This is a genomic window from Micromonospora sp. CPCC 206061, assembly GCF_036906915.1.
Taxonomy (GTDB): Bacteria; Actinomycetota; Actinomycetes; order Mycobacteriales; family Micromonosporaceae; genus Phytohabitans.
This window is the reverse complement of record NZ_JBAKHX010000094.1, coordinates 15,897-27,872: the sequence shown is the minus strand read 5'-3', so window position 1 is coordinate 27,872 and position 11,976 is coordinate 15,897. Positions and strand designations below refer to the sequence as shown.

The 11,976-nt window shown below is 73.5% G+C and carries 9 protein-coding genes; 5 read left to right on the top strand and 4 right to left on the bottom strand.

Going from position 1 to position 11,976, the window contains the following annotated elements; translation table 11 throughout:
- Positions 1-617, top strand: a 617-nt coding sequence (locus V6V89_RS36065) for a CHAT domain-containing protein (RefSeq protein ID WP_334624129.1), incomplete at its 5' end; no start/stop codon positions are given.
- 5 nt (positions 618-622) lie between these two features.
- On the opposite strand, the gene V6V89_RS36060 is transcribed toward V6V89_RS36065, so the two are convergent.
- Entirely contained in the window at positions 623-1,078 is a 456-nt protein-coding gene (locus V6V89_RS36060; RefSeq protein ID WP_334624128.1) for a hypothetical protein, read from the bottom strand.
- Between the two features lie 30 nt (positions 1,079-1,108).
- Positions 1,109-1,669: an RNA polymerase sigma factor gene (locus V6V89_RS36055; RefSeq protein WP_334624127.1), complete on the bottom strand. Its 561-nt coding sequence runs from the start codon at positions 1,667-1,669 to the stop codon at positions 1,109-1,111.
- 175 nt (positions 1,670-1,844) lie between these two features.
- Here V6V89_RS36055 and V6V89_RS36050 point away from each other — a divergent pair, with 175 nt between their 5' ends.
- Complete coding sequence (locus V6V89_RS36050) at positions 1,845-3,353, top strand: MFS transporter (protein WP_334624126.1); 1,509 nt, start codon at positions 1,845-1,847, stop codon at positions 3,351-3,353.
- 123 nt (positions 3,354-3,476) lie between these two features.
- Here V6V89_RS36050 and V6V89_RS36045 read toward each other — a convergent pair whose 3' ends face one another.
- Positions 3,477-3,800 carry a CU044_2847 family protein gene (locus V6V89_RS36045; RefSeq protein ID WP_334624125.1) on the bottom strand — a complete coding sequence of 108 codons (324 nt, stop codon included), beginning with the start codon at positions 3,798-3,800 and terminating at the stop codon, positions 3,477-3,479.
- Positions 3,801-3,867: 67 nt separating this feature from the next.
- Between V6V89_RS36045 and V6V89_RS36040 the strand changes: the two genes are divergently transcribed.
- The 3 genes from V6V89_RS36040 (at position 3,868) to V6V89_RS36030 (ending at position 10,157) form a co-directional block, all read left to right on the top strand.
- Positions 3,868-8,382 (top strand): trypsin-like peptidase domain-containing protein, encoded by a 4,515-nt coding sequence (locus V6V89_RS36040; protein WP_334624124.1) that lies wholly within the window; start codon positions 3,868-3,870, stop codon positions 8,380-8,382.
- 173 nt (positions 8,383-8,555) lie between these two features.
- On the top strand, positions 8,556-9,218 hold the full coding sequence (locus tag V6V89_RS36035) for a SanA/YdcF family protein (RefSeq protein WP_334624123.1): 663 nt from the start codon (positions 8,556-8,558) through the stop codon (positions 9,216-9,218).
- A gap of 102 nt (positions 9,219-9,320) precedes the next feature.
- On the top strand, positions 9,321-10,157 hold the full coding sequence (locus tag V6V89_RS36030; protein ID WP_334624122.1) for an alpha/beta fold hydrolase: 837 nt from the start codon (positions 9,321-9,323) through the stop codon (positions 10,155-10,157).
- Here V6V89_RS36030 and V6V89_RS36025 read toward each other — a convergent pair.
- Positions 10,154-11,929, bottom strand: a complete 1,776-nt coding sequence (locus V6V89_RS36025; RefSeq protein WP_334624121.1) for an AfsR/SARP family transcriptional regulator — start codon at positions 11,927-11,929, stop codon at positions 10,154-10,156. The genes V6V89_RS36030 and V6V89_RS36025 overlap by 4 nt on opposite strands.
- Positions 11,930-11,976 lie beyond the last annotated feature (47 nt).

The following is an 11,976-nucleotide window of genomic DNA, read 5'->3' as shown; positions in this document are numbered from 1 at the left end:
CGGTGACCGTGGCGCCGTCGGCGGCGACCTGGCTGCGCGCCGGTCGCGCCGCGCCGCGGCGCGGGCACGCGGCGTTCGTCGTCGGCCCGGGCCTCGCGGGCAGCGCGGCCGAGGTCAAGCGCATCGCCGACGGATACCCGGACCCGATCGTGCTCAGCGACGGCCGGGCGACCGCCGAGGCGGCCCTCGCCGCGCTGGACGGTGCCGCCATCGCCCACGTCGCCGCGCACGGCGTCTTCCGCGCCGATAACGCGCTGTTCTCCGCGCTGTCGCTCGACGATGGGCCGCTGACCGTGTACGACCTGGGGCGGCTGCGGCGGGCGCCGGCCCGGCTCGTGCTCAGCAGCTGCGAGTCGGGGGTGGCCGCCGAGGTCGCCGCCGACGAGCTGCTGGGCATGGTGAGCGCGCTGGTGCCGCTCGGCACCGCCAGCATCCTGGCCAGCATCGTGCCGGTCAACGACGCCGCGACGGCGCCGGTCATGGTCGGGTTTCACGAGCGGCTGCTGGCCGGGCACACGTTCGGCGCCGCGCTGCACGATGCGCGCGCCGCCGCCGAGGCCGACGGCGATCCGGTCGCCGTGGCCACCGCCCACTCGTTCGTCGCACTCGGCCGGTGAAAGCCTCACACCGTCACCCACGACGTGGCCACCGTCCGGCCAGCCGGACCCCGGCAGCGCAGCCGCAGCGGCCCCGGGCGCACGCCGCCGATCAGGAACCGGCCGAGCTCGTCGAGCGGCACCAGCTGGCGGACGCCGTCGCCGCGCTCCAGCACGCACGCGTCCGCGCCGCTGACGTGTCCGATCAGGACGGTGCGGCCGGCGGTCACCTCGACGTCCAGGTCGACGCACACGCCGCCGCCGTCGAACGCCAGCAGCCGCGCCGCGACCGGCCCTGACCGCACCGGCTCGAAGCCCGCCTCGGCCGAGTCGGCGACGAGCCGCGCGAGCTCCACGTCGGTGTCGCGCATCGCGAACGCGGCGCGCGCCGCCGCCAGCACGTTCTCGGGTACCGCGTCCGCCTCGGCCGCTACTCGCCGGAGCCGCTCAAGCAGCTGGTCGTCGTCTTCGTCGGGGCTCATCGCAGTGCCGTCCTCGGTCGTAGTTCGGGTTCAGATCGGCTCGGGGCCGAGGCGCATCAGCTGCCGCAGCGCCGCGAGGCAGCGCTGGCGGGTCGGCCCGATGCTGCCGACCGGCATGTCGAGGGCCAGCGCCACGTCGGCGTAGCTCGGCGCCGGGTCGGCCATGAGCACCCGCAGCAGCACCTGGCAACGGGGGCGCAGCGCGCGCAGCGCCCGCCACAGCGCGGCGTCGCGCTCCTCGCGGATCAGCCCGTCTTCCAGGGGGTCGGCCGGGGCGGGCAGGTCGTCCCAGCTGCCTGCGGGCATGACGCGCTCGCGCCGGGCGATCGCGGCCAGGCACTCGCGGCGCATCGTGGTCGCGAGCCAGCCACCCACCCGGTCCGCGTGGCGGATCGTGTCGACGCGCTCGACCAGGCGCAGCCAGGTGGTCTGCACGGCGTCGGCCGCGTCTTGCTCGCTGAGGCGCATCCCGCGCGCCAGCGACCAGAGCATGTTCGTGTATCGCGCGGTCAGCTCGGCCCAGGCCGTTTCGTCGCCGGCGCGTACCCGGCCGAGCAGGTCAACACTGTCCACGTCGATCGGCCGGTCCATGGCAGCCCTCCGTCGCATTCACGAACAACGAGACCCGGAACGACCCCCGTGATACGTCCAGCTGTGACGGTGAACACCTTTCGCGTTTCCGGGCACGGTTTTTGTCGCAAGTGATCTTTACGTTGGTCGAGCGGTCGCACGGCCGTGCCCCGAACACACCCCGAGAGGCATTGAAATGTCGCAGAACCCCGCCGCGGCAACGGAGGCGCCGCCCGCCGGCGTGCCAGCGGCCGACCCGAAGCGCTGGGTGGCGCTCGCGGTCATCGCCATCGCCCAGCTCATGGTCGTGCTCGACGCGACGATCGTCAATATCGCAATGCCGTCAGCGCAGGAAGCACTGCACATCTCCGACGCAAACCGGCAGTGGATCGTCACGGCGTACACCCTGGCTTTCGGTGGCCTGCTGCTGCTCGGCGGTCGGATTGCCGACTACGTCGGCCGGCGCAAGATCTTCCTGATCGGCCTCATCGGTTTCGCGTTCGCTTCGGCGCTGGGCGGCATCGCGACCAACGCGGTCACGCTCTTCGCCGCCCGCGGCCTCCAGGGCGCGTTCGGCGCGCTGCTCGCCCCGGCCGCGCTCTCGCTGATCACGGTCACGTTCACGGACGTCAAGGACCGGGCGAAGGCGTTCGGCGTGTTCGGCGCCATCTCCGGCGTCGGCGCGGCGATCGGCCTGATCCTCGGCGGCCTGCTGACCGAGTACACGACGTGGCGCTGGTGCCTGCTCGTCAACATCCCGATCGCGCTGGGCGCGTTCTTCCTCGCCCTTCCGGTCGTGCGGGAGAGCCGCGCCGAGGGCAACACCAAGTACGACATTCCCGGCACCATCCTGGCCACCGGTGGCCTGGTCGCGCTCGTCTACGCCTTCACCAAGGCCGCCGAAGACGGCTGGTCGTCCGGCGTGACCCTCGCACTGTTCGCGGTCGCCGCGGTGCTGCTGGTCGGCTTCGTCGTGTGGGAGGCGCGCTCGGCCCACCCGCTACTGCCGCTGCGCGTGGTGCTGCACGGTAACCGGGGCGGCTCGTTCCTGGTCTCGGTGCTGCTCGGCGCCGGCATGATGGGCATGTTCCTGTTCATGACGTACTACTTCCAGGGCACGCTGCAGTACTCCCCGCTCAAGAGCGGCATCGCGTACCTGCCGTTCTCGCTGGCGATCATCGTCACCGCCATCGTGGCCAGCGGCCTGCTGCCCAAGGTCGGCCCGCGCGTGATGATGACGGTCGGCGGCGTCCTCGCCACCGCCGGCATGGCGTGGCTGACCCAGCTGCGGATCGACTCGTCGTACGCCACGCTGATCCTGCCCGCCCTGGTCATCATGGCGGTCGGCATGGGCCTTGTGTTCGTGCCGCTGGGCAACACGGCACTGACCGGCGTCAGCAACCGCGACGCCGGCGTGGCCAGCGCGATGGTCAACACCACCCAGCAGATCGGTGGCTCGCTCGGCGTGGCGCTGCTCAACACGGTGTTCACCAACGCCGTGGCCGACTACGTGACGGAGAACGGGCCGGACCAGACCCCGCTGGGCGTGGTGCACGGATACAACGTGGCGTTCACGGTGAGCGCGGTGCTGCTGGCGGCTTCGGCCCTGCTCATCTTCCTAATGATCCGCAACGTCCGCACCCCGGTCGGCACCACGGCTGGTGGCGTCGACGCCCCAGCCCCCGTGGCCGTCCACGTCGGCTAACCCGCCGCGCGGCGCGCCGCGCCGCCCCTCACCCCGGTCGATCAAGGGCAAACGCACGTGGTTCGATCTCCGAGCCGCGTGCGTTTGCCCTTGATCCATGCGAATGCCCTTGATCGCGAGCCGTTACGGGCGTTCCCACTCCAGGCGGACGACCACCGACGCCTCGCCGGTGGCCTTGGCCAGGATGGTCGTGAGGCCGGTCGTCTCCACGCCGAGCTTGAGCCCGAACTCGACGCCGTAGCGGCGTGGCGGGTCGGGCAGCGCCTCAGCCAGCGACTGCGACAGGAACTGGCTGATCCGCGTGATGTCGCCGCGAATGTCGTCCAGGCGCAGGCGCCGCCGGCTCGCGTCGCCGCCCGATCCCGTGGCGGTCACCTCGGCGAGAATGGAGGTGCCGTCGGGCAGTTCGATGGGGACGGTTCTCGTGTGCGGCACCTGGTCGGGCATCCCAGTACTTTCGCACGTCCGGCATGGTCGGCGAAGATGTGCCCTGTATCAGGGCGAAGGGCGGTCGATGACACTACAGGCGTCCTCGATGGCCGACGTGGTCCGCGACTCGACCGTGTCGTTGTGGGACGGCGACGAGTTCCTGGGCAGCGGGTTCTTCATCGAGCCGCACCTGATCGTCACCTGCGCGCACGTCGTGTGGGACTGTGCCGACCGGGTGGTCGTGCGGTGGCGCGAGCACCGGTTCGCCGGCGACGTCGTGGTGCGCGAGCCGGCGGCCCGCGGTGACGGGGCCTTCTACCCGCACCCGGACATCGCATTCGTCCGGGCGACGGCGGCGCCGGACCACCCGGTCGCGCGGCTGGCCGGCGATCTCACGATCCCGCCGGAGCTGTCCGCGTACGGGTTCAGCGCGGCCACACCGGACGCCGGGATCGCCCGAGACACGGCCGGCCTTGAGGTCGTCGGGCGCAGCGGCCAGTTCCTGCGGCTCAAGGGCGACGAGATCGTCGACGGCATGAGCGGGGCGCCGGCGCTCGACGTCCGCACCGGGCTCGTGTACGGGGTCATCAAGGGCTCGCGCGACTACGGCGGCCCGCGCGGCGGCTGGATCGTGCAGGCGACCGACGTGGCGCTGGTGCGTGCCAGCCACGCGCGGGTGCTCGGGCCGCGCGTCGAGCCGGCGGCCCCCCGCCTCCGGCCGGGCCGTGGCAGCCCGCTGCACGACCTGCTCGTCGCCCAGTGCAGGGCGGCTGAGCGGCTGCCGTACCGGCTGGTCGACGGGCCGGCTCCCCCACTGTCGACGGTCTACGTACGGCAGCGGGCCGCGCCACGGTACGCCGCGCCGGGCCGGGACGCACCCGTCCGCTCGGTCGCCGATGTGTTGCGCCGGCACCGGCACACGCTGGTCGTCGGCGGCCCGGGCGCCGGCAAGTCGGCGCTGGTGCAGCACATCGTCGCGGAGACCGCCGCCTGGTGGCTGGACGCCGCCAGCGACGCGCCCGCGCCGTACGGGCCGGCGCTGGCGCTGCGCGTGCCGGCGGCCGCGATGCTGGGCCGGCAGCCCTGGCTGGAGCTGCTCGCGGGGGCCGTCGAGCGGGACCTGTCCGACTACCTCGACCGCGGCGTCGACCCCGACACGCTGGATCCGGCGGCGATGCCGGGAGTCGAGTGGCTGCTGCTGGTGGACGGGCTCGACGAGGTCTACGACCGCGACCAGCGGCAGCGGCTGATCGACGTACTCGGCAACCGGGTGGCCGAGTACGGCTCTTCGTGGCGGTTCCTGGTGACCACTCGCCCGCTGTTCGGCCAGGAGCTGGCCGGTCTCGGCGCGCACCTGCCGGACCCGTCGGCGGGGTCGCGGTTCGGCGACTACGAGCTGCGACTGTTCGACCGGCCGGGGCTGCGGCGCTTCGCACAGGCGTGGTTCACCGCGCGCACGCCGCTTGGTTGGCAGCGCAACGCGACCGCGTACCTCGACGAGATCGACGTGCGCCGGCTGGATCCGCTGGTACGGGTACCGCTGCTGGCGACGATCGCCGCGGTGGTGTTCGAGGACCGTCCACAGGGGCCGCTGCCGATGAGCCGCACGGGCCTCTACGAGCGGTTCGTCACCAACCTCGTGTACGCCCGGCAGCGCCGGGAGGAGCTGCGCCGCGTGCTCACCGACCAGCTGGCCGTGTACGGGTCGGGAGGCGGCCGCCTCGTCGACGTGCTCTTCGACCGCACCGAGCAACTGCTCGAAGACGTGGCCCACCACCGGCTGGAGGCGGACGAGCGGATCGCCACGACGGCGCTGGCCGAAGACTGGCTCCGCAGGCAGGAGGTGCCCGCGCAGCCGGTGCCGGAGCTGTCCCGCCACCTACGCACCATGCTGCTCGGCACCGGCCTGCTCACCGTCGCGGGCGACGACCTGCGGTTCATCCACCGGGGCTTCGCCGAGTACCTGGCCGCCGGCTACAGCGTGCGTACCGACTGGAACACCCGGCACTGGCTGCACCGGGTGCGGCGCGATGGCATCACGAACCTTGACATGTTTCGCCTCATCCGGTGGGCCGACGCGGGCAACGACGCCGAACCCGTGCTGCGCCGGCTGCTGCGGGCCCGGCCGGTCGTCCGCCCGCCGTTCGTCCGGCGCCCGAACCTGCTGGAGTTCTGCGCGGTACTGCGTGACGGCCTGCCGCTGCCCGAACGGTCGGCGGCGCGCCTGGTGGCGGCCGGCTTCGCGGCGGTACGGCGCCTGCGGGTCGTCGACGAGGCGGCGCTGCCCGCCCTCACGTACGCCCTGCGCTCACTGCACGCGCGCTCGAGCGGATCGGCCCACCTCGTGCGGCTGGCCCGCGACGGGCGGGCCGCACCGGTCAAACGCATCGCCGCGGCCCGGGCACTGATCCTCACCGGCACCGACGACGACCACCGGGCGGCGGTCGAGGCGCTCGACGCGCTCCTGGCCAGCAGCAGTCCCGACGACGCCGGCGGGCTGTGGGCCGCCTACACCATCGCGTCGGTGGCGGACGCCGGCGCCCGCCAGCGGGCCACCGACCACCTGACCTGGGCGGTGGCGACCGCCAGGGATCCGGAGAGCCGGGTGCGGGCCGCGGTGTTCCTGACCGAGCTTGGCCATGGCAGCACCGTCGACCAGCAGCTGCTCGTCCAGGCGGTCAGCCCGGCCCGGACGCCGGCCCAACGGTTCGAGTCCATCGAAGCGCTGCGGCTGGTCGGCCCGGCCGGTCGTGGCGCACCGGTCACGGAACGCATCGCGGACGTACGCCAGCATCTGCGCGCCACCGCGCTGGCGCACCTCACGGCGCCCGAGAGAGCCGGCGCGCCGGCCGACCTGGAGGCGCTCGACGTCGGCGACCTCACTGGGCTCGCCGACGGGGCTGCCCGGCTGGCCGGCCACGACCCCGCGGCGACCGGCCGGATCCTCGCCGCGGCTCTCGCCGAGGGAGGCATCACCGACGGCGCCGGCGCCTACCTGGCCGAAACCCTCCGCGGCAATGGCCACGACACGGCCGCCGACATGATCAACAAAGTCGGCGCGTCGCTGTCTCCGGCCGAGCCGGACCCATCCGCGCCGGAGCTGGCCGCACGCGCGGCGGACCGGAGCGCGCTCGGCCACGAGCGGTTGGAGGCGGCAGGCCAGCTCCGGCGGGACGAGCCGGAAGCCGCGATCTGGTTGGAGATCGCCTGGCACGCCGATCCCGTGGTGCCGGTGCTCCTCAAGATCGAGGAAGCGCTCGACCTCGCCCGCCGCCACGGCCGCTACGACCTGGCCTTCGCCATGCTCCGCGCGTACGCCAACCAGCACGCGCGACGCCGCCAGCGCCTCGCCGCGTGGCTCGGCGCGGTCGCCCTCGAACTCGACGAGCTCACCTACCGGATCAACGACCAGCCCACCGGCCCGGCGCCGCTGCGGGACGACAGCGCCGCGGAACGGGGGCGCCAGGCCGCGCTGCGCCGCTGGCTCGACCGGGGTGGTGGTACCGAGGAAGCGCTCGCGCGGGCGGCCGAGACCGCCACGTCGGCCGGCGTGTCCGCCGCCATCACCGGTGCGCTGTCCCCTGTGGACGATCCGGCGCCAAGGGCCGGCGGTGACCTCGCGGCCGCACGCGGCGCCATGCGAGCACGGGCCGAGACGCTTCGCATCGTCGTACCGGCCGGACAGGCCAATCCAAACTGGACAGAGCGCGACCTCGTGGCCAGCATCGGCGAGGCCGTCGCGGCAAAGGCAGACGCCGTACTCGTCGAGGTGCTTGCCGATCCCCGGGCCGCCGCACGCGAGGAGCAGCGACTCGCCCGCGCGAACGCCGCCCGAGCCTGTCCCTGGTACGCCCGTCTGGTCCGCGAGGTGTACCAGCACGAGGGCCACGAACGCGCCGCGCGGCTGGCCCTCGCCGTCGCGCTCCGCGAGGTCGCCGACCGGTACCCGAGCCGGCGGCGGATCCGGCTTCCCTCGCAGCAGGTGCTGCACTCGGTGTCGATCGGCCTGCGGCGGACACTGTGGAGTCTCGGGCTGGCCATGGCCGCGGTATACGCCGCGACGTTCGTGGGCGCCGCCGTCCCGCTGCTCGGCGACCCCGGCGTATTGACCGCGGCGGGTGTCGCCCGGATCGCGGAGGTACAGGCCCAGATCGCGCTGCCCGCTGTGGTCGTGATGGGTTGCCTGCTCCTGCGGCCGGCCCGCCTTTCCACCGCCGTACGCCGTGCCCGGTTGGCCGTTTGGACGGCCGGCGCGCTCGCCGCGTACCTGAGCCAGGTGGACGGTCGAGGGTTGCGCCTTCCGCCGTGGCCCGCCGTCGAAGACGTCCTGCGCGGCACCGGGGAACTGCTGGTCGGCCTCCTGCCCGCCGCGTCCCAGCCGGCCCTGGTGCTCGCCGCCACGGGCCTCGCCACCGCCATCGCGACCGCACATCTACCGTTCCGGATCCCGGCGGCGCGGCGGCACGCGTCCCTACGCAGCGCGGCCAAGACCGCGGCGCTCGCCGCCATCGCGTGGTGGTCCCTCGCCCTCACGATCGGCGACCTCCGTGCGGCGGCCGACACGATCCTCTCCGCGATCGCCGCGACAGGGCTCCCCTGACCCCGCGCCGCGAGGTCAGCTCTCGTATCGCAGCAGCAGGTGCTGGCCCTTCGAGTCGATCGACAGCGCCGCGGCGTTCAAGGCGGCGTCCGAGGCGAGCCATGGTCTGACAGGATGATCGCGTGGGAGATACGTCGGCGGCGCCAGTCGAACCGCGCCGCCTGGGATCCGGCATGACGCGGCGGCGGCGTCGCCTGCTCTGGCTGGCCGCCGCGGCTGTCGCCGCGGTGCTCGTCGCCAGCTCGCCCTGGCTGTGGACGGAGATCTCCGCGCACGGCCACGTGTACAGCGAATCCGAGGCGCCCGCCGCCGACGTCGCCATCGTCCTGGGCACCGCGGTGATGCCCGACGGCCAGCCCAGCACGCGCCTCGCCGGCCGGTTACAGACCGCCGCCGCCCTGGTACACAGTGGACGGGCGCGGGTCATTCTCGTATCCGGTGACGGTGGCGGCGCGTCCGGCGACGAACCCGCGGCCATGACCCGGTACCTGACCGGCCTCGGAGTCGACGCGCGGCGGGTCGTGGCCGACCCGTACGGCCTGGACACGTACGACAGTTGCGTGCGCGCCCGCGACGTGTACGGCGTCACCCGGGCCCTGATCGTCACGCAGTCCTACCACCTGTCGCGGGCCGTGACGCTCTGCCGCCATCTCGACGTCGACGCCGACGGCGTGGCAGCCCGCTGCGACGGCTGCGGCGCCGCCCTGCTCGCGGAGAAGGCCGTCCGCGACTACCTCGCCTGCGGCAAGGCGGCCTGGGACGCGGCGCGTGGCAGGCCCGCGGCGGTCGACTCCCCCGAAAACCCAGCGGTCACCGACGCCCTCCGGCTCGGTTGACAGGTCGAACTGCGTCTCGATGGGCGCGGATTCGTTATAGCGGCGGTTACGCCAGCCGCGAACCACCACCCGATCCGGCGGTGCCTGGCCTACGTTGGCCGCATGCGAGAAGTGATCGCCAGCGACGGCCGGGTGCTCGCCGTCGAGGAATGGGGCGTGCCTGGCGGCACGCCGGTGCTGTACGCGCACGGCACGCCGATGAGCCGGTTGGCGCGCTACCCGGACGACCGGCTGTTCGCCGACCTCGGCGTGCGGCTGATCACGTACGACCGGCCCGGGTTCGGCCGCTCCGCCCCGGACCCCGGCAGGCGGGTGGTCGACGCCGCCGACGACATCGCCACGATCGCCGACGCGTACGGCCTGGACCGGTTCCCCCTCTTCGGAGTCTCCGGCGGCGGGCCGCACGCGCTCGCCTTCGCCGCCCTGCACCCCGACCGGGTCACCCGGGTCGCCACGCTGGCCAGCCCGGCACCGGCCGACGCCGCCGGCCTGGACTGGACCGCCGGCATGATGCCCGGCAACCAGGAGAGCGCCGCGGCGGCAGGGCGGGGGCGGGACGCGCTGGCCTCGTACCTCGCGACCGCCGGCTCGGGCAGCCTCGCGACCCTGCTGCCCCCCGCCGAACAGGCGGTGCTCGCCCGCCCGGAGGTGAGCCGCATGCTCACGGCCGCGTACGCCGAGGCGATCCGTCCCGGGCTCGACGGCTGGATCGACGACGAGCTCGCCCTCTACGCGCTGCCGTGGGGCTTCGACCCCGCCACCGTGGCGGCACCGGCGCGGCTGTGGCACGGCGACCTCGACACCGTCATACCGGTCGCGCACGCGGTGTGGCTCGCCGGCCGGATGCCCACCGCCACCCTGGTCCGCGGCACCGAGTCGGCACACGCCGGCCACTTCGACGCCACCCCCGAGATTCTCCGCTGGCTTCTCGCCCGCTAGACGCCGTGTTCTTCGGCCAGTTCCCGGGCGTAGACGCGTAGCAGATCGTGCAGGGCGTATCGACCCGGCGCGGTCTCGACCATCAGGTGCATGTCGGTCAGCTCCGCGAGGCGTCGGCGCGTGTGGCGTACGGGCATCCCAGCCAGGCTGGCAGCGGCCACCAACGAGACCTCGGGCCCCGGATGAAGACCGGCCAGCCGGAACAGGCGCGTGGCGTCGTGGCTGACCGCCCGGTACGAGTGGGAGAACGCGGCGCGGACGCTCGTCGCCTCGTCGCCGTCGTCGAGCAGGTCCAGCCGGCTACGCGGGTCGCGCAGCCCGGACGTCACCGTGGCGACAGGCGGCTCCGGGCCGGTCGCCAGCCGGGCAGCCGTGATCGCCAGCGCCAGCGGCAGGCCCCCGCAAAGCCGGACGATCTCGTCGATCGCGACAATCGCGTCGCGGATGCCGAGCGGCCGCACGCGGTTGTGCAGCAGCTCGCGCGCCTCGCGGGCCGGCATCACGTCGAGCGGCACCGGCTGCGCGCCGCCCGACACCACCAGGCCGTTCAACCGGTTCCGGCTCGTGACGACCACGAAACCACCGCCGCCGGAGGTGAGCAGCGGCCTCACCTGTTCGGCGTTCCTGGCGTTGTCGAGCACGACGAGCAGGCGCTTGCCCGCCGTAAGCGACCGGTACATCGCCACGCGCTCGTCCGCATCCGCCGGTATGTTGCGAAGGGCGACACCCAGCCCGACCAGGAATCCCTGGATCGCTTGGTGCGGCGACACGGGGGTTTCGTAGGAGTCGAAGCCACGCAGGTCGCAGTACAGCTGGCCGTCGGGGAAGTCCGTCGCGGCCCGGTGCGCCCACCGGAGCACGAGCGCTGTCTTGCCCACACCGGCGATGCCGGTCACAGCGGCGACACCCGAACCCCGTCCGGCGCACCGAGCGGCGAGCAGGCTGTCCAATGTGGCCAGTGCCTCGCGCCGGCCGGCGAAGCCCGGCAGCTCGGGCGGCAACTGCCGGGGCGTGACGAGGGTGGGGATGTGCCACTGTGGGCCGTTGGCCGGCCGCCCGGCGAGCAGGCGGGCATACAGCGCTCGCAGTTCGAGGCTCGGGTCGATGCCCAGCTCGTCGGCGATCCGCTGGCGCACGGTCTCGTAGCGGCGCAGGGCCTCCGCCGGACGGCCCCGAAGGTCCAGCAGCGTCATCAGCCGCACCCACAACGACTCCCGCAACGGGTACCGTCCGGTGAGCGCTTCCAGCTCGGCGATGAGGGGTTCGGCCGCGGCGCCGTCGCGGATGTCGAGGTCGATGCGCCGCTCCCGCGCGGCCAGATAGCGCTCCAGCAGCCGGGGACGCTCCGCCTCGCGCAGCCAGCTGGACTCCTCGCCGTCGAATGGTTCGCCCCGCCACAACGTCAACGCCTGGGCGAGCAGATCTCGCTCGGCCGCCGGATCCGGCCCGCACGTGGCCGCGTCGAGCAGCCGCTCGAACCGCAGCGCGTCCACGTCGTCCGGGTCCGCGCGCAGCAGCCATCCTGCCCGTACGGTCTCGATCCGCCGGCCGCCCACCGCCCGGCGCAGCCGGGCCGCGTAGGTCTGTAGGCTGCGGCGCGGATCGGCGGGCAGTTCGTCGGCCCACACGATCCGCGTCAGCTGATCGACCGAGACGGCCCGGCCCGCCGACATGGCCAGCCCGACCAGCAGAGTGCGCAACCGCCCGGTGGTCAGTCGTACGGGTCGGTCGTCGATCCCCACACGCAACGGGCCCAGAAGTTCCAACCTCAACGTCGACACATGCAGATCGAAACACTCGCGATCCCTGGCGTCTCCGA